This is a genomic window from Bartonella sp. AC329YNZD, from assembly GCF_042196685.1.
GTDB lineage: Bacteria > Pseudomonadota > Alphaproteobacteria > Rhizobiales > Rhizobiaceae > Bartonella.
The window spans coordinates 34396-56262 of record NZ_JBHIQS010000010.1 but is presented as its reverse complement, the minus strand read 5'-3'; the positions used below and the strand labels follow the sequence as shown (position 1 = coordinate 56262).

Here is a 21867-nt window from a genome sequence, read left to right as displayed (position 1 = left end):
CTATAATTGCGCGGCTCAAGCTCAAGAGCATGGTTGAGATCAAGCAGAGCAAGTTTGAAATCGTTCAGTGGGATGTGAATTCAAGCGCGTCTTGTCTAAGCTTGAATGCATCATACGGTCTCGCTCGTGAATGACACCGTTTAAAGAGCTTGGGGCGATTGTTCGTCTAACAGAGCTTGCACGCGCTTTTGAATCCTCCGCATTTGTGGATAATAGTCTAAAGCTGTTTCATAAGCTTTAAGAGCAAGTTTTGGACGCTCTGTCGCTTCCATGGTAACGCCAAGTTCAAAAAAGGCACTATAATTGCGCGGCTCAAGCTCAAGAGCATGGTTGAGATCAAGCAGGGCAAGTTTGAAATCGTTCAGTTGAATGTGAATCCAAGCGCGTCTTGTCCAAGCTTCAGCGTAAGTAGGTAAAAGCGCAAGAACATTATCAATATAATCAAGCGCAAGTCCATAATCGTCGTTGTTAAGTGCATTTTCAGCCCATGACATCAAAAGATCAATCGTTTCACTCCCCGATTGGGACCACAAATGTTGAAGTTGTTGACTGATCTTTTTCGCGTTAGCAACATCCGCACAATATTTCAATTCTTTGAGTAAACGTGAAATTTCTGCTTCTTTGCGTTGCTTAATTCTATCAACAGGCGAAAGTTGATCTGAGTCAAAATCTTCAAGAATAATCGCAGATGAATCAGAGGGCGTGGAGGAAGGCGCAGGAGAATTGGGGATGAGATCTTCTAACGGTAAAAGCGATTGTGGAGAAGGCCGATCTTCAGGAAGAGAAGGAGGGTTTTGCCCATAACAAGAAGAAATAAAACAAAAAATCCCAACAAAAGAAAGCAAAAAAATGCGCTGGAAAATACAGAAAAAAACCAGCTGAAAAAAACAAAAAGCTTTTAAAAAAATAGAAAAATCCATAAAAACAAGCCCTCAAAAGATAAATTACTACACATTATCAAACAATGGACTTGCAACCCCAAAAAATCTCAAGAAAAAATCTTTCATGCCTACAATTAAGGTAGGCATAAAAACATTAGCTCTAAAAGAATTAGCCCTGACGTGCTCTAAAACGCGGGTTCGTTTTATTGAGGATATAAATACGACCTTTACGACGCACCAAACGATTGTTACGGTGGCGCTCCTTTAGTGCTTTAAGCGAATTTTTAATTTTCATCATATTCACCGTTTAAACAGTTTACTTAACACAATACTATAATACAATATTAAAACACGAAAACACAATATTACAACCCCAATAGACTGCTTACTCTATGAGCATTGCATTACGATATCGTACTTGCATCATAATATCACACGATACACTTTTTCACTGTGATCACAAAAAGAAAAGCGCACTCTTAAAGTACGCATTAAAACACTTTATCAGCACAATGAATAAGTGAAAATTGCAAAAAAGTAAGAGAAATCTAACAAGAAGTCTTATTCTTGTCAAGGGTATATTACAAATTCCTTAGGGTGTGTTAATGGTTTCTTTGAAGGTAAAAATATTGAGTAAAAAGCAAAATGAAGTACTAAAAGACAAAGAGTGTAAACAAGCTAACAACTTTTCGGCTTTGAACAAATAAGCCCTGTCAGGGGTGGGATGTTGAAGGGGGGTGTCTTTGAGGAGAGGCGAGGGGTTCTTCTTAAAATTGCGGGGCTTGTGTGTGTGTCTCGTGAAGCTCTGTTAGGTGCGTGTGCCGGCTGAAATGCTTGAAGTAGGGGAAATCGAGGGAGGGAGCCGTTGGAATTGTTCCTTGTATTTGCTATACGCACATAATATCATGCCTATAGTTTCAAACGCTCCCTTACGAAAAGTCTCATACCCCCAATATGCCCCCTCAATGACTGGTAATCATATTAAATACATCTAAAAATATGAAAACAAGAACTATGGTATTCTTAATACCACGTTTTTCACGATTTTTTTTATTTATTAATTCCTTTATTACATTTTTGATTTGCTAAGTTTAGTCCTGTAAGCGCTTTACGGTACAGTTTTCGATATTTAATGGTAGAATAAACCAACCAAACGGATAATGTTATTATTGCACAACCGACAATGATTCCTAGAATGCGCCCTAATATTATAGCTTCAATCATTTTTCTCTCCTTATTATATTTTGATTAGCAACCGCTTCGTCTAGTTGTTTCATTACTTTTTTCAGTTTCTTCTTTACTATGATCCGTAGCACCAAAGAGATTGGTATCGAACCGTACAGAATTAATCCGCATATCAGCCCGATTAAACTTGCAGCATCCATTTGAGGTTTATCCGCATGGCCTAATATTGAGAGGAAAATGTATAAACAAACGCTTATAAAGATTATGAATATAAATTCTCCCAGTGAAACAACACCAGCCTTTATTGTTTCCTTAACTTCTTTTTGGATATCAAGGACTAAATCCCATTGAGGATATCTATCATTTTGTTCTTTTGACGATGCATTTGATAGGTTTGTTTTTGGCATGTTGATATTCGTTTGTTTCTTGAATGTTTTGTCTTTTGATAAAGTGAATAACTCAGTTTCTCAGATATGAGATGAAAAGAAGATTTCTGTACTTGTTATAATTATAATACGAATGATCTGCTACCTCTGTAGTATATCTTCCCTTTTATTATTATGAAACATGTACAATTCTCCGTGCCACTGTGTAAACGATTCGTTTTGTGAGTACAATTATGTTTTATGGCTAAACTATAGGCGAAGAGGCATTTAATATGAAGTGTTCATGTCGGCTAGAATTTACTTAAAAAGATCCTGATTGTTGGCAGATTTGAATAATGTAACTTGATAGGGGAAAGAAAGAAGGCGATAGACATACGAAGGTGACAAACATTACAAATGTTAAAGTGAGTGATATTTTAAATGGCTGGTGTTTTTGAGCGTAAGATAAATTTACGGTTTTCTTTCAGTGTGGAGATGTATTTACATCTGCTCTTTTAAGCTTTATCGCGAAATGAAACAAGGAGAGACGCTTCAAGCCCTAGAAAATACGACACAGGTAATATCGTCTTGTGAGAGGAGAGAGGAGGTTTCTATGATGGATGAGCTTAGTACTGTAACTATATCTTTGACGTGGAGGTCAGGAGTGGTGCGGGGTGCGCGCTTGGCACTTTTGTAAAAGAATGAACACCGGAGACTAGAGGCAATGAGAACACATTGTTAGAGTGGTCTCTATAGCTGTAAGAGGAAAGTTCATCCCCTAACGGTCGGAATTAAAGGGGAAGTGAAGAGGACGACCTATGCCCTATAGTATTGGGGGGGAATGAAGCAATGGAAGGTGGAGATGAGTGGGGCTGGTGAATTGCTTTTAGTCGTGAAGAGATAGCTGCGATGGGATGTTTTTGAAAAGAGGAGGAGATGTTGGATTGTTGATGGGGGGATGAAGCTTTTTTGAGGGTGGATTAGATATTCATGTAGGTTAAGCGGTTTGGAAAGGGAGAAGTTGTTTTTTCTGTCTTCACTTGTGTGGAAAAGCATTTTTATATGTGTATGTTAGATTTGCTGGCAGGCCCTGTTAATTGGATGACATGCCCCATTTTGCGGTGGGGATGGGAAGAGCTTTTGCCATATAAATGGATTGATGTATGCTCTTGTGTGAGAAAATATTTTAAATTGCTGAGATTGTTCCCAAGGAGATTTGTCATTTGGCAATCGCTATGGCGGTAGGTGCTGCCCAAAGAAAGTCCGCAAATAGCACGGATATGTTGTTCAAATTGTGAAGTTATGCACGCCTTTTGTGTCCAATGACCAGAATTATGCACACGCGGCGCTAATTCATTCACTAACAGATTACCATCCATTAAGACAAAAAATTCAATGCAAAGAATACCAACATAATTGAGGGCATCCATAACTGTTAAGCTGATTTCTTGTGCTGCTTTTTGCACCTCAGGTGGAATATGTGATGGAACAAAGGATTTATGAAGAATACCATTTTTGTGTTGATTTTCAGGGCAATCATAAAAAATATGTTCCCCTTGTTTTGTACGTGCCGAAAGAACCGAAATTTCCGATAAAAAAGGAACTATTTCTTCCAAAATACAAGGCTGTTCCTGAAAAGTCCTTAAGGCTTCGTCAAGGGTTTGTTCATCTGGGTGATCAAGCTTGATCTGGTTTTTTCCGTCATAACCAAAACGACGCGTCTTTAAAAGACCACGCCCGCCCAATGCATCAAGACCGGAAAGAAGAGAAGAAGAATTGTCAACAGCATGCCATGACGCGGTGCCGATTCCTTGATCATGCAAAAATTGTTTCTCAAAAAGTCGATCTTGCGTGATCTCTAAAGCTTTCGAAGAGGGATAAACAGGCTTTCTCTTCTCTATATATTGAACCGTTTGAAGCGAAAGATTTTCAAATTCATAGCTGACAACATCACACTGAGAAATAAAATGATTTAAGGCTGATATATTATCATAGGAGGAAATAATATGGTTGTTTGCTGTTTGGGCCGCTGGGCAATCTGCTTCGGGGCAAAAAATAACGGTTCGAAATCCTAATTCTGCTGCCGCTATGGCTAACATGCGTGCCAATTGTCCGCCACCGATTAAACCAATAACGCTGTTTGGAGGTAACATGTTGGATGAGTGGGATGTGTTGGATGGGTGGGATGTGTTGGATGAGGGGGGCGTGTTGGATGAGGGGGTAGTATTGGAGAACGCTGCCATTTTAAACCTCTGTTACCGGTGTTTGTGCGACATTGGCTGTTTGTTGTTGACGCCAATCTTGTAATCGTTGTGCGAGATCATGATCGTAAATGGCCATAACGGCTGCGGCTAAAAGAGCTGCATTAATTGCGCCTGCTTTACCAATGGCTAATGTGCCAACGGGTATTCCTGCTGGCATTTGCACGATTGAAAGTAAGGAATCTTGACCCGAAAGAGAGTGTGAGTGCACTGGAACGCCAAAAACAGGAAGGGGAGTGAGTGCTGCTAACATGCCAGGAAGATGGGCTGCTCCCCCTGCACCGGCAATTAAAATTTTAAAACCTGCCGTTTTTGCTTCTTTTGCAAATTGGTAAAGGCGTTCAGGGGTTCGGTGGGCTGAAATAATATGCGAACTATGAGAAATATCAAGATTCGTCAAAATATCGGCGCTATGACACATCGTTTGCCAATCCGATTGGCTCCCCATTAAAATCGCGACATCACATGATTTTTTTGTCATTCTCCATCCTTCTCAAATGTTCAATGCGATTCTTTCTCATCATTTTTTAAGAGTTTTATATTCTTTTTGCAAAGCCAATTGATGACAGAAAATAGTTATTTTTCAAATAAGATTGAAAGATAAAAATTTAAAGAGGATACGAGAGATGAAAAATGAGAATATTAAGACGCATAAAGCACTGTTCTTTGAGATGCGGTGTTCAAAATATTGGACCGTGAAGCTGTTAGGTTGCCGGATTGTCATTTTGTCATTTCCTCAGGAAAGAGGGAAAATACATTGCCAGAAAGCCATTGATGGTAAGGTTTTCAAAAAATATTCTCATTTTTTATTTGCTAAAATAAGTACTGTTTCCATATTATGTAATGTGTCGTGCAATTTAAAATATTGTTTATGATGAAAAAGAGATTTTTATGGCAAAAGTGTGTTACAAATAAGTATATTCTTTTGAGAAAAAAGAGAGATCTTTCTCTCTCAATTTCAAAGGTTGATTATTTTGCTGTTTAGGTAATTCTTTTATGGGAGAAAATATGCTCTATCGTTGCTGATGTAAGGGAAACCAATAAGCAACGCTTTGGTTGAGAGGTGTTTTTAGGGGATTATATATTTTATCATTTCTTCATAAAAATGTTATGACAATGAAAGTGAATGATGAATTGTGAATAATAAATTCATTGTCTCTTTTTTGCCCAATTTTGTAATATGGTGAATACTCGGCAATAAGATTAAACCCTCAATGTTAAGAAAGGAGATTTAAAAGCTATGTTTTTTCCGTTTTTAATCGCTCTAGGTACTGCAGTAACCACTGTATATGGCAAAAAAAATATAAGTTATGTGTTGTGGGCCATTTTATTCGTTGTCATTCTTCTCACTTTTAATCATCACGCAACTTCTACTTTAAATCTATCTTTTTGAGAGAATAGCCATGGAACATGTTGAACAAAAAAACCCTCATTTCGTTATATTTATGAATACGCTAGGACTCATCGGATTATCCGTTGTTTTGGTGGTGGCCTTTTATTATCAATTGGTAAAGTTTGAGTTGCCTTGTCCCCTTTGTTTGCTGCAGCGCGTTGGATTGATGCTTGCAGGATGCGGGTTCTTGCTCAATATTCACCATAAGGTGAAAAATACCCATTATGGCATGGTTATCCTCGGTTGTATGGTAACCAGTATCATTGCGGCACGGCAGGTGTTTTTGCATATTACACCAGATGATTTGGGATATGGTTCAACGTTTTTTGGATTACATTTTTATACTTGGGCTTTTATTATTTCTGTTCTTTGTATCTTTGCTGTATCGTTCGTCATGATTTTAAGTGAGTTGGCACACAAGTTTAAAGAATTTTCTCCTTTTCCAATATTGAGTAAAACAGCAAGTTTCTTATTTGTATTTTTAATTGCGGCAAATTTGATTTCTACTATACTGGAATGTGGTGGGGGACAATGCGCTGATGATCCTGTAAGGTATGAATTGTTATCAAATTGGTTTTCTTCAGAGTCTTGAAATTTTTAAATAATCTCTTATCGTAATTTTATTGTTTAAAGAAGCGGAAATGTTCAAAAGTCCGCTTTTTTTGTCTTATTATGCCGTAAACAGCGTTGTTTAGAGCGATGGTATATGGCATGACAAGCTTTACATTAAGTGTTTTTAGATATCGTGATCAAGTCTTCAAGGTAGGGCTTTGTCTATCGCGCCTATGAAGTGAACCGCCTCTACCCCCTCGCTTCTATGTGTGGTCAGTAATAGAAACCCGCCGAGAGAAGCTGGATTTGACGGACCAGTGACTGGTAGAAATTTCCTTCCTTTGAAGTGTGGGGAGGGGGCAATGGAAAGACAGTGCATCAAGATTTTAGATAATCAAAAACGGTCTTTTATGGAGACGCTGGACTTTATAAGCGTTTGCGTTTGATCTTTTTTAAATAAGATTTTCTTGTTGGGTTTTGTGAAGATGCGTCAGTATAGAAGTGTTGAAGGGGTTGATCTTGGGTGCTGTCGAGCAGCCAAATTGTACACAAGTCATGGAGATTTATTTTTTAGGAGAGAATTAACTATAAAAATTTTTTTTCTTGATTTTTTTTTACATTATATTAAATAGATCTTTGTATTCATTTTGGTGCTTCTGAAGTATTTTTAGTGCTTTTAGAGGTGAGATTTTGAAAGTTATTTGAATAATTTTCTATAAAGGTTTGTTTTTAGAGACAAACCTTTTTTTTTATTTCATTTTTAGATGTTTCCTTTCAATTTCAGTGTGAAGCTTTTGTTTTAGAAACAAGCGTTTGGATGATTCTTCTTCTTACGTTTTACTGATGATTCTTTCTTAAAAAAAACATTGACTTATACGGACAATTTATCGTTGTGAATGTTAAATGAGACAATCGAAGAAGTTTTTCGATTGCAAACTTTTTTAGAGTGAATCGATAAAATATACTCTTGTATGCCATAAAAAAATTACCGCATGTGGATAAAAGTTCTTTAAAGAGTCGTAAAACGCTTCTTATGGCTCCTCTTAAGAGCTAAAATTTGTTAAAATTTTATGCTGGTCAATAAAATAACAGGGTGGTTTGTATCTATAATTTAAGTGAAAATACTGGTGTTCGAGATTTTAAAGGTGGTTGTTTAAAATGTCGTCATCGAATGAATTTTGTACAGATTTTCTTATTTCTGTAAAAGTGTAAAACGTGGAACCGTGAAAAAGGAAGCTGCGATTTTATGCGTGGTGTATGCTTTTGTCATGGCATGGAATAGAGGGGAGAAAATGGGGAGTGGGGGGCGGATGAAGAGTCTGGGAATGGAGAGGTTGGGATGAAAAGGCGGCGTGTTGATGGGAGTGTGTGAGAAATGGAGGATGGAGAGAGAGGGGAGAAGAGTTTGCGGATGGAATGGAAAGCCCGAGATGAAGAGGAGGGAAGGCGTTGGCTCGAGAAGAGAGGGAATGGGGGAGAGTATGAACAGGTTAGGATGGTGTGTCCAAGAGGTGGTGGTGGGATGAAGGGATGAAGATGACGTAAGGATGTAGGACTTGCTTATCGTGCCTGATGAAACAGCGTTGTTTGGAGGAGGGATGATCTGAAGTTTGTAAGGGGGATGGGTAAGAAGCTGGGGTGTAGAGCGGTGTTGATAGAGCAGCGTGGAGGGGTGAGCGTTTCATTGGGCTTTGTTCTGTAAAGGCGTAAAGGCGTAAAAATGTGGAACCGTGAAAAAGGAAGCTGTGATTTTATGCGTGGTGTATGCTTTTATTATGGCATGGAATAGAGGGGAGTGGGTGGGCGGATGAAGCGTCTGGGAATGGAGAAGTTGGGATGAAGAGGCGGCGTGTGGATGGGAGTATTTGAGAAATGGGGGGGAGAACAATATAAATGGAGAGTGACTTAGATAAAGTGTATTGGGAGAGAAAATAAAAAAATGGGTGCAGGATGGAAGGGGTGCGTAAAGGATAGAGTGAGGGGGTGGAACATGTTGTGAATGGGTGTGTGAAGAATGGAGGATGTTTTGAGAAAAGGAGAGAAGGTTCTTATCGGGTATGGAGGAGGTGCTTTTATCTGTTTGAGCGGACAATCTTTCGGTTGTGGAAGGCGAAGGAGAGAGAATGTTGGAGGGCTCTTGGATTGCTTTTAAGTCGTGGAGGATGTTCAAAGGCATTAAAAAAAAGGTTGATGGAGGCGAATATTGAGCGGAATTTCTCGTTACTCTATACGAGATTATTATAAAAATTGGAGAAAAGTGGTGGGTAAAATTTGAGAGGATAAAGTTTTGTTTTTCCAAAGTGTGGCGTGACATTTTTGGGAAACGTGAAAGAAAAACCTTTTCCTTCTTGTTGAATTTTTATTCACAAACTTAAGAAAATAGGGTATGAACGCTGAAAAATAACGCGCAGCTTAACAAAATATGCGCACTGTAAAGGAAATGATTGTTTATGTCAAAAGAAGAAGTTTTAGAATTTTCTGGTATCGTTACTGAACTCTTACCCAATGCGATGTTTCGTGTAAAACTGGAAAATGATCATGAAATTATTGCTCATACCGCTGGAAGAATGCGAAAAAATCGTATTCGGGTGTTAGTGGGGGATAAAATCATGGTGGAAATGACACCTTATGATTTGACAAAAGGACGCATTACGTACCGTTATAAGTAATGGACGGCTTGCGCTTTTTTGTAAAAGTCATAATATTATTTTTATATTTTTTAACATCTCTTTGAAGTTGCTTTTTATGTGTGAAAAAGGTGAGCGTTTAAAGGACATTGAAAAATTGTAAAATCAACGCGGAAAAAGGATAAGGAGATCCATGGCGCTTAAAATGGGGTAAGAGCAAAGCCGATTGTGAAGGGGTGGAAATGAAAAACATAAAAGAGTGGGGGAAAAAGCATTTGGCAGAAACTCTTGCGCAAGAAATTTATTTGGTGCTTGCCTCCGCTTCGCCACGGCGTTTGGCGCTCTTGGCGCAAATAGGGATTGATCCCCAGCAGGTTTATGCAAGCGATATTGATGAAACGCCAAAATTAAAAGAACATCCTGCAAACCTTGCCAAACGTTTGGCAAAAGAAAAAGCGCTGAAAGCCCAAAAAATTTTGCGCTGGTACAGTCAGAATGGTCAAGACGAGTTGCAGAATGTTCCCCAAAAATTGTCTGCGCAGAAAATGATTATCTTGGCGGCTGATACGGTGGTGGCTGTTGGCCGGACCATTCTCCCCAAACCAGAAAGCGAGGATGAGGCTTATGAATGTTTACGATTCCTTTCTGGACGGGCGCATAAGGTCTATGGTGCCATTTGTGCACTCAATGAACGTGGAAAAATAACCGTAAAATTGGTTGAAAGTCGTGTTCGTTTTAGACGCTTAACCTCTGCTATGATGAAGGCTTACCTTGCTTCAGGAGAATGGCAAGGGAAAGCGGGGGGCTACGCTATCCAAGGAAAAGCAGGGGCTTTTGTTGTTCATATCACGGGTTCTTATTCTAATGTTGTGGGATTGCCTTTGGCTGAAACAACCGATCTCTTGACCGCTTATCACTATCCACTTTTTACTCACTGGGCTGAACAAACGCATTAGAAAAACTTTAAGGTAAGATCAATGCAAGGTGAAAAGCAACAAAAAGAGAAAAGCAAAAATGAAAAAAAAGCAATAGAAGAAAAGTTAATGAAGAAGTCAATGACAAAGGTGTGTCAAGAACAAAAAGAGCTAAATTTACAAAAAGAGACCCGTCCTCCGCATCCTTGTCCTATTTGTGGTCAGATGTCACAAAAATCTTCTTATCCTTTTTGTTCCACACGCTGTCGAGCTATTGATCTTAATCGTTGGCTTTCAGGCGCTTATATCTTACCACCCCCACCACAAGTAAGTGATGAAGAAGAATAAAAGGGGTATTCCTCTTGAGAAAAGAACGCTAAAGCGTTTTTGTGTGGGAACTGAAGGGGAGGCGCGCGCGATTATCCTATATCAATGTATTTAAGGGCTGGATTAACGGCTTGCTTATTATCGTCATTCGCAAAGACGCAGATTAAGTTCAATCAACGATGGATGTTTTAATACATATCTAAGACTTATTTCCAGAGGTTTTGTTTACCATGGATAATTATAAATTGCTTTGTTGCAGGAAGGTTGTTGGTGCCTTTAGGGTGTGAGGGAAAAATTGATAGTCCAATCAGTATTGCTAAGGAAAAAAGAGGGGCGCGTGTTTTGGTGCAAAGAGATGGGGCAATAAAAAATCGCTTGTTGGTGCTTTTGCTGGGTAATGGCTTAGTGTCCTTTGGGGGGTGGATTGATTATATCGTGATTTTGACCGTATCTGTGTTCACGTGGAAAGCTGATCAATATAACATCCCTTTGATTGGAGCGGCAACATTATTCCCTGGTATCATTCTGTCTACGCCAATTGGAATGTTGATAAATCATCGTTCTATAATCCATTGGTTGTGTGGGCGTTACTGCTGTTACGGGCACTCTGTACTGTCATTTTATTAATGGCGATGAGTCTGCAAGGATTTATTATATTGGCAGTCATTCGAGCAACATTCAATAGTATCACTATTCCAGCAATTTCTGTTCTCAGTGCAAATTCTGTTCCTGAAAAAGAACGGAACCATTATGATTCTGTGCTTAACATGATCAATAGCGCAGCAAAGATGATAGGACTTGCTTTGGGGAGTGCTCTGTCTGTCCTTTTATCAGATACCTATACTTTATTGTTTTCGGGATTTTTGACATTCCTAGGCTTTATGGTATTTTGTTGTCTTGGTGCACAACCTGTCTCGTCACTCATGATAAAAAAGCAATCCAAAGAACGTTGAGCTATATCCTAAATCATCAGGTGTGAATAGCAAATACCATGAAATTACAGCAGAGACTTTATGGGACAGCTTGGTATGCTTATGTGGGGGTGATATTCATTTATTTTGCCATGGTCTTTATGGTGAATAATCAGTTGCTCGTTATTCTCAGCACAATGAAAATGAATCAACAAGCTCTTGGGATGCTGGTATCCGCTTCAGCGATTGGTAATTTTCTCTATGGGTTTTGGAGTGTGAAAAAATCAAAGCATAACCCCCTTACAGGAAAAATATCGGAGTTGTTAATGCCAGCCATGTCAACAATGGTTTGTTTTGCCGTGATTTCGGTGTGCTTTTTTTACTTTGATTTACTCCATATTGAGACTTTGTTGCTTTGTTTTTTCCTCATTGGAATGGTCAGTGCTCGCTTTTTCATATCTTCTAACATTTATCTGGTAACCCATTTCAATGAACAAATTGGGATCGCTTCCGGATGGGTGTAGTCTGTACAAAATTTAGCTATGTTGGTGGCGCTCTTTGTTGGAGCATTTGTTTTAGGTCATACTTCGGCTGGAAAATTGTTCCTTCTTTCTGGATGGATTGGATTATGCTGTTTATTGGGGATCAGGATGTTGGTGAGCAGTTTGTCGTCCGTTGTTTGTACTGAATGATTGGCTCGTCAACTCAGTTAAGTGTTTTAACTCATTTTTCCTAGCTTCAAGGAGTATGAAGGTAACACAACATAAGGGTGAATCAGTTTTTTAATGCTATAGCGTTAAATTTAACTCATTATGTGGGGGGAATAAGATTCTGGGAGTTTTTGTTATGTTTAAGTGCTTCTCAGCACTAAAGCAAAAAGCTAACTATAATTCAGTACTTTTAGACTCCCGGAATACCAATGCGAGAGGGGGGGCGCACTCAGTTGGGGAGGTAAACGTGCGAGATAAAAATCCGCATTCTCATGATATTTTTATAAGAAAAAAATTTGTTGTAGCAGAAACTTCATGGGAAATTCTCAAGAACAATTGGGGAAAAAAATTAGGCGTAAGCTTCCAACAAATCCAAAAATATGAAAAAGGTATAAACCGTGTAGAAGTTGGACGTTTGCTGGAAATCGCCAATATATTCGATGTTCATATCTCCTTTTTATCCTATGCTATAACACACCGTTGTTTGAGGGCGGCGATATCAGGCATGGGAAACTTTAGGTGGGGGATGGATTGATAACTGATGGGGCTTCTTTGCTTCAGTAAAGGTGGATGATGTGCAAAACGCACTGCTTTGCCATTTTTTTAGATGATGAGCGTTTTTCTGTTTTAGAATTTTTTGAATAGCTTTTTTAAAGCAGTTCGTGTTGGTCGCATTTTTGTCGATGGATAATGGATAAGGTAGTGGCGCGTGATCACTTCAATATATTTCACTTACCTTATTATGCCGTAAACACTGTTCGTTTGAGGAGAGGCTCTGAAGTTTGTAAGGGGGGCTGGGTAAGAAGCTGGGGTGTAGAGCGTTGTTGATAGAGCAGCGTGGAAGGGTGGGCGTTTCATTGGGCTTTGTTCTGTAAAGACGTAAAGGCGTAAAAACGTGGAACCGTGAAAAAGGAAGCTGCGGTTTTATGCGTGGTGTATGCTTTTGTCATGGCATGGAATGGGGAGAGAAGGTTGGGGGGCGTGGATGAAGAGTTTATTAAGGGGGGAAATTGGGATGAAGAGGCGGCGTGTGGATGGGAGTATTTGAGAAATGGGGGGAACAATATAAATGGAGAGTGACTTAGATAAAGTGTATTGGGAGAGGAAATAAAAAAATGGGTGCAGAATGGAAGGGGTGCGTAAAGGATAGAAGTGAGGGGGTGGAGCATGTTGTGAATGGGTGTGTAAAGAATGGAGGATGGAGAGAGAGGGGAGAAGAGTTTGCGGATGGAATGAAAAGCCCGAGATGAAGAGGAGGGAAGGCGTTGGTTTGAGAAGAGAGGGAATGGAGGAGAGTATGAACAGGTTAGGATGGTGTGTCCAAGAGGTGGTGGGATGAAGGGATGAAGATGACGTGAGGAGGTAGGATTTGCTTATCGTGCCTGATGAAACAGCGTTGTTTGGAGGAGGGATGATCTGAAGCTTATACTTTAGGGTATTGGCTCTATTGGTGAATAATGTTGGTGCCTGCGTTTTTGCTTAATCAGAAATCAACCACAAGATTGCCTTCTGTTTTTTTGGTTTGAGCTCTCTAAAGTTTTTCAAAAGAGTGTGTTCTTTTTCGCTATAGGTGTATTGGTCGTGGTGTAAGAGAGTTTCTTTTGTGGGAAGATCTTCTTTTGTGGCAATGTCTGCATAAAAAAAGCTTATAGGGATATCCAGTTTTTGGGCGATTTTGAGTAAACACCCTACGCTTACACGATTTAAGCCTTTTTCGTATTTTTGGATTTGTTGAAAACTGACACCTAAATGGCTTCCTAATGCTTTTTGGGAAAGTCCTATTGAAATGCGTCTGTGACGGATTCTTTTGCCTATCAAAATGTCGATAAAATGTGGATTTTTAGTTGGCACTTCAAGCCCCCCCTCCGGTTGCGAGCGCCCTCGCATTGGTATTCCGGGAGTAACAAGTACTGAGTCCGAGTCAGCATTTTGCTTTTAGTGCTTGTGGCACTTGGACATAGCAAAATCTCCCGGAATCCCGGGATACCCACAAAAGTAGGTTCAATTGTACGCTCGGACTTAGGGCTTGTCTTCCCTCTTGATCGCTGCGTAGACGACCAAAATTACACTTTAAGTGATAAAGTAATTTCAGAAGATTGGCAAGAAAAATGAAAAATTTTCTATTCTGTTATACCGTAAAACGGCGCTATTTGAAGGGGGAGTGAAGAGCTTGAATATTCATGATAGGGCTTTGATTTGTTGAGCCTGATGAAGTGCTGTCGTTTGAGGAGGGTAGTCTGAAGACTGTAAGGGGACTAGGCAAAAAGCTGGATTCATTTTCAGAGCAGTGTTTACAAAGCGGTGTGGGGTGGTGATGTGGAAATTTTATTTGTCTGATTTCTGTGAATATGTAAAAGCTTTAAAACGTATATCCGTAAAATAATGCGGAGGATTTGTACTGTGTGTATGCTTTTATCATGGCGTGGAATGTGGTCAGAGAACTAGGGGGATGCATTTGTGAATGGAGCGGGGAAGCTGGGATGAAAAGGGGTGTTAAGTGCGTTTTCTGGAGAAGAGTATGTGGAGAATATTGGGAGGAAGGGCTTATTTGTCTTGTCTGATAACGCCTCTTTTGAGGGGTGGTGATAATTATATGAAGTGATCAGTAGTCCTTCCCTAGATAAGAAGCTGGATTCATTTTCAGAGCAGTGTTTACAAAGCGGTGCGGGGTGGTGATGTGGAAATTTTATTTGTCTGATTTCTGTAATAACGTAAAAGCGTGAAAACGTATATCCGTAAAATAATGCGGAGGATTTGTACTGTGTGTATGCTTTTATCATGGCGTGGAATATGGTCAGAGAACTATAGGGGGACGCATTTGTGAATGGAGCGGGGAAGCTGGGATGAAAAGGGGTGTTAAGTGCGTTTTCTGGAGAAGAGTATGTGGAGAATATTGGGAGGAAGGGCTTATTTGTCTTGTTTGATAACGCCTCTTTTGAGGGGTGGTGATAATTATATGAAGTGATCAGTAGTCCTTCCCTGGATAAGAAGCTGGATTGTTTACGGACCAGTGTTTATCGAGCGGTGTGGGGTGGTGAATCTTTCGTTGGCTGTTTTCTGTGAATGTGTAAAAGCGTAAAAATGTGAATCTGTAAAAGTGAAGTGGAGGATTTATGGATTTATGCATTGTGCGTGTTTTGGGGTTACGTTGGGCTTTTGTCTGGCATGGATGGGGTGAAATAAATGGGGGGGTGAAGAGACTGTGAATTGAGGAGGGAAGCTGGAATGAAGAGTGCTGTAAGTTGTAAGTGTGTGACGGGAAAGAAAAAGGGGGGCGTGGAATGGAGAGAGTGCCTATGGACAAAGGGAGGGCGTGGATAAGAGGCGGGGTGGTGTAAAGGATGCGGTAAAGTATGGTGATGAGGTGAGCTAAAGGGGACGATGGGATGAGAGCAGGGCTCGAAAAAATAACTGGGAAAGGGAGCCGTGGTGGGGAAATGAAAAAAACTTCCTCCCCCCATTTATTTTTAAAGGGGAGTGAGGGGCTTATCAAGAAGAAAAAAGTTAGTTTTTTTTCATAATTTTCCAAGTTTTTCCATCAGACATATACATAATCTTTTGGCCTGTGGTTATCTTTTGTGTGCCGTGAGTGGTGTGAAGCGTAGAACTAGAAGCCGCTAGATGATCTATAAAGATTGATTTCCACTTAAATGAAGCAGGAGATGGAAAAGAGATATTGGGTGCCCAAGAACGATCTTTTGAACGAATAACGACAAGCTCTTTTTGTTTCAAGATGTTAGAAATTGTTTCTGCAGACAGATCTTTCCCATTGGAAATGGGGACTTCTGGTTTAGCTGTAGGCGAGGCTAAACCTCCAAAGTCGCTTATACTTGTCATACAAAAAGTGAACGTACATGATGTTTGGATGAGGTCAGAATCTCGACACTTTCCTTGATTAGAAACTTTCAGAGTCCCTTCGTATAGCTTGTTTTGTTTTAAGCCATTAGGATCAAAAAAAATCGAACTTTGCGGACTTAAATCATAACAGGAGGAAAGATGTCTCTTCCAACGAGAATGGTCTTCAACAAAACTTGAAGATTTACGGAGTTTGCCAAATGTATTTGGTACTTCTATGGTCCCAATATTCACTTTTTTACCCGTTGTAAAATCGACTACTTTCGCTGTAACTAGATTCTCATTTTTTTCAACATATAATCGATATCTGCGTCCCATTTCCCATGGAAACTTGATTTCACATCGTACTCCTGAACCTTCCTGAGTAAAATGCTTACATGTATTACCCTTCCATCCCGTTGCATTCCAGATAGAAAAATGAATGGTACGGCCGCTCCTGTTGAAAAAACCAATTTGTCCACTTTTCCCGTTTTGGAATTCAAATTTATTTCCCCAGAAATAGATGGAGTTAGGCCCACCATCGTAGTTTACTTGCTGGGTGAAAACAAATAGATCAAATAATGCATTCTCAGGCCATTCATGCTCTATTGTAATAACTTTGCCGGCAAAGATGGCATAGCTTGGTTTACTTATCAGAAGGAATAAAAGTATTAAAATAACCTTTTTTGCAATATGGTACATACTCAAACTCCTTTATTTTGATAAAGACAGTATAAGTTTATAAATATTAAAGCTTATACTCAATGTTTTGTTAAGTAAAAAGAGAAAAAGTAATTTTGACTTTTACTCTAAACTATATGCTGTAAAGACTGCTTTGTTTTAAATGTTTTTGCGTGCTCCTTTTCTGCTGTTCAAATTTAAGTTTTAATGGTGGAGTTTGTGGGTGAGAGTTTAAAAAGGGGAGTGATGATGTGGGGTATAAGAAAAGTTGCGGTTTTTATTTAAAATGATAGCGTATTTTTTTTCTCCCTCTTGCTATGAGGCTTGTAGAAACCCATATTCTTTTTAGCACTACGGTTCTTCTTCATGCTGCTTTTTCCGCGGTGTTTTTTAGAGGCTGGATAATCCTTTCTGGATGTTTCTTTTGTGGAATATTGGAGAGGTTAAAGTGTGGTGATGGCTTGAGGTTTAAGGAAAAAAAATGAACTTGGAAAAATATAGCGAACGCGTACAGGGTTTTTTACAATCAGCACAAAATAGCGCTCTTGCTTCTGATCATCAGCAGTTTATGCCGGAGCATTTCCTGAAAGTGTTGTTAGACGATTCTCAAGGATTGGCTGCATCGCTTATCCAAAACGCTGGTGGTGATCTTACTCTTATTCAAAAGGCGCTAAAAGAAGCACTTGATGCTTTGCCTAAAGTGCAAGGGGGAAATGGACAGCTCTATCTTTCACAGCCATTGGCAAAAGTTTTCGCGCTGGCTGAGGATATTGCGAAAAAAGCCGGTGATCAGTTTGTGACCGTGGAGCGCATGTTGCAAGCGCTGATCATGGAAAAGACCGCAAAAACAGCCGATATTTTAACAAGTGGAGGATTGACCCCGCAAGCGCTTAATCGGGCAATTAATGCGCTGCGGAAAGGAAAAACAGCAACAAGCCCCCATGCCGAAGGACAATATGATGCCTTGCAAAAATATGCCCGGGATCTCACAAAAGATGCACGCGAAGGAAAACTCGACCCTGTTATTGGACGAGAAGAAGAAATTCGACGCACTATTCAGGTGCTCTCACGGCGGACGAAAAATAATCCCGTGTTGATTGGTGAGCCTGGGGTGGGGAAAACAGCTATTGTGGAAGGGTTAGCTCTGCGCATTATCAATGGCGATGTCCCTGAAACTTTGCGGGATAAACAACTCTATGCGCTCGATATGGGAGCGCTTATCGCTGGTGCAAAATATCGTGGAGAATTCGAAGAACGTCTCAAAGCAGTGCTGGCAGAGGTGCAAGCCGAAAATGGACAAATTATCCTCTTTATTGATGAATTGCACAATCTTGTTGGAGCAGGAAAATCTGATGGTCCTATGGATGCGTCTAACTTGTTAAAGCCTGCTCTTGCACGCGGAGAACTCCATTGTGTGGGTGCTACTACGCTCGATGAATATCGAAAATATGTCGAAAAAGATGCTGCTTTGGCACGCCGCTTCCAGCCTGTCTTTGTACCTGAACCCTCTTTGGAAGATACTATTTCTATCTTGCGCGGTATTAAGGAAAAATATGAACAACATCACAAAGTGCGCTTGGCTGATAGTGCTTTAATTGCGGCCGCGCGTTTGTCTAACCGCTATATTACGGATCGCTTCTTGCCGGATAAAGCTATTGATCTTATCGATGAAGCGGCGGCACGTTTGCGTATGCAGGTCGATTCAAAGCCGGAAGAACTCGATGCTGTTGATCGGCGTATTTTACAGTTGAAGATCGAACGGGAAGCTTTGAAAACAGATGTCGAGCCAACAGCAAAAGAACGGTTGAAAAATGTGCAGGAGGAACTGAAAACATTGGAACAACAGTCCGCTGAGATGACAAGTGCTTGGCAGGCTGAGAAACAAAAATTAGGGCATGCTGCTGATTTGAAAAAACAACTCGAAGAAGCCCGTAATGCTTTGGCTATTGCACAGCGTGATGGACAATTCCAACGCGCTGGAGAGCTCGCTTATAGTGTCATTCCTGAACTCGAAAAACAATTGAGTATCGCGGAAAATGATGACCAACAAAATCATCTCGTTGAAGAAACGGTGACGGCTGAACATGTGGCGCGGATTGTTTCGCGCTGGACCGGTATTCCTGTTGATCGAATGCTGGAGGCAGAACGGGAGGCGCTGTTGCGGATGGAAGATGAAATTAGCAAACGTGTGATTGGGCAGGGAGAGGCTGTTCAAGCTGTTTCTCGTGCTGTACGGCGTGCGCGTGCGGGGCTGCAAGATCCTAACCGTCCGCTGGGGTCTTTCATGTTCTTGGGACCTACGGGGGTGGGAAAAACCGAGTTAACCAAAGCTCTGGCCGCTTTTCTTTTCCAAGACCCAAATGCCATGTTGCGTATTGATATGTCGGAATATATGGAAAAGCATGCTGGGGCGCGGCTGATTGGGGCACCTCCTGGATATGTTGGATATGAAGAAGGGGGCGTGCTGACGGAGGCTGTACGTAGAAGACCTTACCAGGTCATTCTGTTTGACGAAATTGAAAAAGCACACCCTGATATTTTTAATCTCTTGTTGCAAGTGTTGGATGAGGGACGCTTGACGGATAGTCAAGGACGTACCGTTGACTTTCGAAATACCTTGCTGATTATGACTTCTAATCTTGGTGCTGAGTTTTTAACTGCTTTGCCTGAAGGGCAAGCAACAGATCAGGCAAAAAATGATGTTATGAATGTCGTCAAAGCCGCTTTCCGTCCTGAATTTTTAAACCGTATTGATGAGATTATTCTCTTTCAAAGGCTGCAACGTCAAGATATGGAAGCTATCGTCGATATTCAGATAGAACATTTGCAAAATCTACTCAATGAACGCAAAATAACTTTGCAAATCGAGCCAGAGGTGAGAAAATTTCTTGCCGATAAGGGCTATGATCCGCTCTATGGTGCTCGTCCGCTTAAACGGATTATTCAAAAAGAAATTCAAGATCCTCTCGCAGAGAAAATCTTGTTTGGAGAAATTCACGACGAGACGGTGGTGACAATTGAAAAGCAAGGTGATCGGTTGGCGTTTTTACCTGAAACATAAATTTGGGAAAATTTACGGTATAAAGCGCAGTGATAATCTTATTATACCGTGCCTTCTTTTGAGGAAAGGAGACTGATCTGCATGCGTGGTTGGTAAGGGGAGCTTGCTGCAAGCCATTAGGCTTGTTTTCAGCGCATTGTTTGCAAATCGATGCGGGATGGAAGCGGTGCTGGGTGGGGTGCTTTGGTCTTTGAGAGGGAGTTATTTTTGAGAACTGGACGTGGGATTGTGGAGCGGTGGTCGGTGTCTTAATATATGTTTTATGTTGCTGAAGAAAATTGCCAAATACAGATCACTTTTACATGGGTAGACTTACATGGGGGGGTAGATTGGCGGTTACAGTAATAATACAGATCTTGTTGGTGTTTTGAATATATTGTCACGTAATACTCACTAGAACGCTCTGCGTATTCTTAAGCAGGACTTGTCTGTCGCGCCTTTTAAAGTAAACTGTTATGAGTCTGAAGCCAAGAAGAACCCGCCCAAGAGAAGCCGAATTGTGCACAGAATGGTGTTGGGTGCTCCCCCGTTCTTTGAGGTGTAAGGAGGTGGTCAAGTCCTTTTAATATATATTTTTTTGTATGTTAAGTATAAACTTTGAGAGTGCTTGGAGATGGTGTCATTTTTTTTATTCCTGAAAAATTGATTACTTATCGCTTGATTGCAAACCAATAGGTTGTTAATACTTTTATTGATAAGCAAGGTTGCTCTTATTTCTGGTGTAAGAGCTTTGTCGAGAGAGAATGCGAGGGGAGTTAAGATGTCAAAATATTTATTACCGTTACCGCTTGTGTTGGTGGCGGGGTGCGCATCTATCAATAATTATTCATCAAGTTATGTTGTTCAAAATATTACGAAGGACGATATAAAATTAATTGCTAACGATTTTGTTCACAATCTTAAAAAACCTTTGCCGCCCGCTAAAACAACACTTATTGTGAAAAAAAGTAACACAGAAGACAACTTTACTCCTGTATTTATTGATCTGTTGCGACGGAATGGATATACCGTGATCTATACAGATCAACCAAAACAGCAAAACGGTGTCATTTTGACTTATAGAATAACGCGAATAGAGATAGGTATATTGTCTTTTGTTTCTTATGATTCAGATGGCGCAACACATTATTATATACGTACGTATAATAGATGATCCCCCCTTTGCCAGTGTGTCCAAAAAGCGTAGATCATCATGATGAGATGTTGGGGGAAACGGTGGGATTGAATTAACCTGTAAAAACTTACAGATGTAAAATTACATTATGCAGTCAATAAGGATCATTTGTCCAGCTTATAATTTCAAAGTTATGGGGACAAAAGATATTAATTTTTACTGCTCGCCATTCCTCATATTTTGTCTCAATCATAGAGTTTTTACCCTTTCTTTTATAGGAAATGACTTTTTGTCATGTAGTTTTGTATACTAATCTAAGGGTTAAATCTGATCGATAAAATTCCTATGGATTCTTTACAGAAATCTATTGTTGGAGATGCAGTTTGTTTTTATCAAATCGTTGTGTGGAGGGGGGACGTTTCATTTGGTTTTGTTCTGTAAAGACGTAAAAGCGTAAAAGTGTGGAGCCGTGAAAAAGAAGTGCAAGTATCATTCGCTTCTTGTCGGAACTTTCGCTCTTTGAGGTGTGGGGAGATTAGAAAATTCTTATGAGAAGATTATCGCAATATTGGTAATATGCTGGTTCTGGCGTGCTTCTTTTATGTAAGTGTAAAGAAGCTAAAACAAGGGATGACCATTTATTGGCGAATTTCCCATTATTATATCATGAGTGATTATATAATGAATACGCGCTTTCATGAAATGGGGAAAGCTGTAAGAGATATTTTTACAACTGTGCAAATAGAAACACAATGATGTTTTTTTTGGGCATCCTGTTTGCATAAGAGACAGAAATATGATAAAAAATGACAAAAATATTAAAAGAAAAATATAAAAACTTGACAAGGTAAATCTAAAAAGGTATCATAATGATACAATCGGAATTGTGCGTTTAAACCGGGTAAAGTCCATAGGTAAGATGATCTGGTGAGAATGGGAGATCTGATTTCTTTGTTGTTTGGATCTGATTTCTCTGTTGTTTGGATCTGATTTCTCTGTTGTTTGGATCTGATTTCTCTGTTGTTTGGATCTGATTTCTCTGTTGTTTGGA

The 21867-nt window shown here is 40.0% G+C and carries 24 protein-coding genes; 15 read left to right on the top strand and 9 right to left on the bottom strand.

Features of this window, described 5'->3' with window-relative positions; translation table 11 throughout:
• Positions 1-140: 140 nt before the first annotated feature.
• The 6 genes from ACFIMW_RS06070 to purE form a co-directional block, all read right to left on the bottom strand.
• A complete protein-coding gene (locus tag ACFIMW_RS06070; protein WP_375608172.1) occupies positions 141-920 on the bottom strand; it encodes a tetratricopeptide repeat protein in 780 nt (259 codons plus the stop codon).
• Between the two features lie 130 nt (positions 921-1050).
• On the bottom strand, positions 1051-1176 hold the full coding sequence (ykgO, locus tag ACFIMW_RS06065; protein ID WP_013545486.1) for a type B 50S ribosomal protein L36: 126 nt from the start codon (positions 1174-1176) through the stop codon (positions 1051-1053).
• A 755-nt stretch (positions 1177-1931) separates the two neighbouring features.
• Positions 1932-2105 carry a hypothetical protein gene (locus ACFIMW_RS06060; protein WP_375608173.1) on the bottom strand — a complete coding sequence of 58 codons (174 nt, stop codon included), beginning with the start codon at positions 2103-2105 and terminating at the stop codon, positions 1932-1934.
• The gene (locus ACFIMW_RS06055; protein ID WP_375608174.1) at positions 2102-2473 is read right to left on the bottom strand and encodes a hypothetical protein; all 372 of its coding nucleotides are present in this window, start codon (positions 2471-2473) and stop codon (positions 2102-2104) included. The genes ACFIMW_RS06060 and ACFIMW_RS06055 overlap by 4 nt, the downstream gene beginning before the upstream one ends.
• 1016 nt (positions 2474-3489) lie before the next feature.
• The gene (locus ACFIMW_RS06050; RefSeq protein WP_375608175.1) at positions 3490-4674 is read right to left on the bottom strand and encodes a 5-(carboxyamino)imidazole ribonucleotide synthase; all 1185 of its coding nucleotides are present in this window, start codon (positions 4672-4674) and stop codon (positions 3490-3492) included.
• Between the two features lies 1 nt (position 4675).
• Positions 4676-5173: a 5-(carboxyamino)imidazole ribonucleotide mutase gene (purE, locus tag ACFIMW_RS06045; protein ID WP_375608176.1), complete on the bottom strand. Its 498-nt coding sequence runs from the start codon at positions 5171-5173 to the stop codon at positions 4676-4678.
• A gap of 759 nt (positions 5174-5932) precedes the next feature.
• Between purE and ACFIMW_RS06040 the strand changes: the two genes are divergently transcribed.
• The 13 genes from ACFIMW_RS06040 to ACFIMW_RS05980 all read left to right on the top strand — a co-directional run bounded on the left by ACFIMW_RS06040 (position 5933) and on the right by ACFIMW_RS05980 (position 13376).
• Positions 5933-6085 (top strand): DUF5993 family protein, encoded by a 153-nt coding sequence (locus ACFIMW_RS06040; protein ID WP_166428907.1) that lies wholly within the window; start codon positions 5933-5935, stop codon positions 6083-6085.
• A gap of 10 nt (positions 6086-6095) precedes the next feature.
• Positions 6096-6677: a disulfide bond formation protein B gene (locus ACFIMW_RS06035; protein ID WP_375608177.1), complete on the top strand. Its 582-nt coding sequence runs from the start codon at positions 6096-6098 to the stop codon at positions 6675-6677.
• Positions 6678-8048: 1371 nt separating this feature from the next.
• Entirely contained in the window at positions 8049-8171 is a 123-nt protein-coding gene (locus ACFIMW_RS06030; protein ID WP_375608178.1) for a hypothetical protein, read from the top strand.
• A gap of 916 nt (positions 8172-9087) precedes the next feature.
• Positions 9088-9306 carry a translation initiation factor IF-1 gene (gene infA, locus ACFIMW_RS06025; protein ID WP_007346335.1) on the top strand — a complete coding sequence of 73 codons (219 nt, stop codon included), beginning with the start codon at positions 9088-9090 and terminating at the stop codon, positions 9304-9306.
• Between the two features lie 200 nt (positions 9307-9506).
• Positions 9507-10220, top strand: a complete 714-nt coding sequence (locus ACFIMW_RS06020; protein WP_375608179.1) for a Maf family nucleotide pyrophosphatase — start codon at positions 9507-9509, stop codon at positions 10218-10220.
• Positions 10221-10241: 21 nt separating this feature from the next.
• The gene (gene yacG / locus ACFIMW_RS06015; RefSeq protein ID WP_375608180.1) at positions 10242-10526 is read left to right on the top strand and encodes a DNA gyrase inhibitor YacG; all 285 of its coding nucleotides are present in this window, start codon (positions 10242-10244) and stop codon (positions 10524-10526) included.
• Positions 10527-10775: 249 nt separating this feature from the next.
• Positions 10776-11132, top strand: a complete 357-nt coding sequence (locus ACFIMW_RS06010) for a hypothetical protein (protein ID WP_375608181.1) — start codon at positions 10776-10778, stop codon at positions 11130-11132.
• The gene (locus ACFIMW_RS06005; RefSeq protein ID WP_375697387.1) at positions 11132-11458 is read left to right on the top strand and encodes an MFS transporter; all 327 of its coding nucleotides are present in this window, start codon (positions 11132-11134) and stop codon (positions 11456-11458) included. Before ACFIMW_RS06010 ends, ACFIMW_RS06005 begins: the two co-directional genes overlap by 1 nt.
• 38 nt (positions 11459-11496) lie before the next feature.
• Entirely contained in the window at positions 11497-11940 is a 444-nt protein-coding gene (locus tag ACFIMW_RS06000; protein ID WP_375608182.1) for a hypothetical protein, read from the top strand.
• Complete coding sequence (locus tag ACFIMW_RS05995; protein ID WP_375608183.1) at positions 11931-12104, top strand: hypothetical protein; 174 nt, start codon at positions 11931-11933, stop codon at positions 12102-12104. Before ACFIMW_RS06000 ends, ACFIMW_RS05995 begins: the two co-directional genes overlap by 10 nt.
• Before the next feature lie 269 nt (positions 12105-12373).
• Positions 12374-12661 (top strand): helix-turn-helix domain-containing protein, encoded by a 288-nt coding sequence (locus ACFIMW_RS05990; RefSeq protein ID WP_375608184.1) that lies wholly within the window; start codon positions 12374-12376, stop codon positions 12659-12661.
• Between the two features lie 368 nt (positions 12662-13029).
• A complete protein-coding gene (locus tag ACFIMW_RS05985; protein ID WP_375608185.1) occupies positions 13030-13206 on the top strand; it encodes a hypothetical protein in 177 nt (58 codons plus the stop codon).
• A gap of 35 nt (positions 13207-13241) precedes the next feature.
• The gene (locus ACFIMW_RS05980; protein ID WP_375608186.1) at positions 13242-13376 is read left to right on the top strand and encodes a hypothetical protein; all 135 of its coding nucleotides are present in this window, start codon (positions 13242-13244) and stop codon (positions 13374-13376) included.
• Positions 13377-13605: 229 nt separating this feature from the next.
• Here the strand turns inward: ACFIMW_RS05980 and ACFIMW_RS05975 are convergent, their stop codons facing one another.
• Both ACFIMW_RS05975 and ACFIMW_RS05970 read right to left on the bottom strand, forming a co-directional pair.
• A complete protein-coding gene (locus tag ACFIMW_RS05975) occupies positions 13606-13977 on the bottom strand; it encodes a helix-turn-helix domain-containing protein (protein ID WP_375608187.1) in 372 nt (123 codons plus the stop codon).
• Positions 13978-15630: 1653 nt separating this feature from the next.
• Positions 15631-16662, bottom strand: a complete 1032-nt coding sequence (locus tag ACFIMW_RS05970) for a DUF3472 domain-containing protein (protein WP_375607036.1) — start codon at positions 16660-16662, stop codon at positions 15631-15633.
• 460 nt (positions 16663-17122) lie between these two features.
• Here ACFIMW_RS05970 and clpB point away from each other — a divergent pair, with 460 nt between their 5' ends.
• Together clpB and ACFIMW_RS05960 are read left to right on the top strand one after the other, a co-directional pair.
• Complete coding sequence (clpB, locus tag ACFIMW_RS05965) at positions 17123-19702, top strand: ATP-dependent chaperone ClpB (protein ID WP_375608188.1); 2580 nt, start codon at positions 17123-17125, stop codon at positions 19700-19702.
• 760 nt (positions 19703-20462) lie between these two features.
• A complete protein-coding gene (locus tag ACFIMW_RS05960) occupies positions 20463-20855 on the top strand; it encodes a hypothetical protein (protein ID WP_375608189.1) in 393 nt (130 codons plus the stop codon).
• Positions 20856-21634: 779 nt separating this feature from the next.
• Here ACFIMW_RS05960 and ACFIMW_RS05955 read toward each other — a convergent pair.
• Positions 21635-21867 (bottom strand): hypothetical protein (locus tag ACFIMW_RS05955; protein ID WP_375609343.1); only part of this gene is annotated, 233 nt, incomplete at its 5' end.

Coding starts and splice junctions, on each gene's coding strand:
- ACFIMW_RS06035 (WP_375608177.1), top strand. CDS start 6,096: ATGGAACATGTTGAACAAAAAAACCCTCATTTCGTTATATTTATGAAT.
- ACFIMW_RS06005 (WP_375697387.1), top strand. CDS start 11,132: ATGGCGATGAGTCTGCAAGGATTTATTATATTGGCAGTCATTCGAGCA.
- ACFIMW_RS05980 (WP_375608186.1), top strand. CDS start 13,242: ATGGGTGCAGAATGGAAGGGGTGCGTAAAGGATAGAAGTGAGGGGGTG.
- ACFIMW_RS06070 (WP_375608172.1), bottom strand. CDS start 920: ATGGATTTTTCTATTTTTTTAAAAGCTTTTTGTTTTTTTCAGCTGGTT.
- infA (WP_007346335.1), top strand. CDS start 9,088: ATGTCAAAAGAAGAAGTTTTAGAATTTTCTGGTATCGTTACTGAACTC.
- yacG (WP_375608180.1), top strand. CDS start 10,242: ATGCAAGGTGAAAAGCAACAAAAAGAGAAAAGCAAAAATGAAAAAAAA.
- ACFIMW_RS06020 (WP_375608179.1), top strand. CDS start 9,507: ATGAAAAACATAAAAGAGTGGGGGAAAAAGCATTTGGCAGAAACTCTT.
- ACFIMW_RS05970 (WP_375607036.1), bottom strand. CDS start 16,662: ATGTACCATATTGCAAAAAAGGTTATTTTAATACTTTTATTCCTTCTG.
- clpB (WP_375608188.1), top strand. CDS start 17,123: ATGAACTTGGAAAAATATAGCGAACGCGTACAGGGTTTTTTACAATCA.
- ACFIMW_RS06030 (WP_375608178.1), top strand. CDS start 8,049: ATGGAATGGAAAGCCCGAGATGAAGAGGAGGGAAGGCGTTGGCTCGAG.
- ACFIMW_RS06060 (WP_375608173.1), bottom strand. CDS start 2,105: ATGATTGAAGCTATAATATTAGGGCGCATTCTAGGAATCATTGTCGGT.
- ACFIMW_RS05960 (WP_375608189.1), top strand. CDS start 20,463: ATGTCAAAATATTTATTACCGTTACCGCTTGTGTTGGTGGCGGGGTGC.
- ACFIMW_RS05995 (WP_375608183.1), top strand. CDS start 11,931: ATGGGTGTAGTCTGTACAAAATTTAGCTATGTTGGTGGCGCTCTTTGT.
- purE (WP_375608176.1), bottom strand. CDS start 5,173: ATGACAAAAAAATCATGTGATGTCGCGATTTTAATGGGGAGCCAATCG.
- ACFIMW_RS06055 (WP_375608174.1), bottom strand. CDS start 2,473: ATGCCAAAAACAAACCTATCAAATGCATCGTCAAAAGAACAAAATGAT.
- ACFIMW_RS06000 (WP_375608182.1), top strand. CDS start 11,497: ATGAAATTACAGCAGAGACTTTATGGGACAGCTTGGTATGCTTATGTG.
- ACFIMW_RS06050 (WP_375608175.1), bottom strand. CDS start 4,674: ATGGCAGCGTTCTCCAATACTACCCCCTCATCCAACACGCCCCCCTCA.
- ACFIMW_RS06040 (WP_166428907.1), top strand. CDS start 5,933: ATGTTTTTTCCGTTTTTAATCGCTCTAGGTACTGCAGTAACCACTGTA.
- ykgO (WP_013545486.1), bottom strand. CDS start 1,176: ATGAAAATTAAAAATTCGCTTAAAGCACTAAAGGAGCGCCACCGTAAC.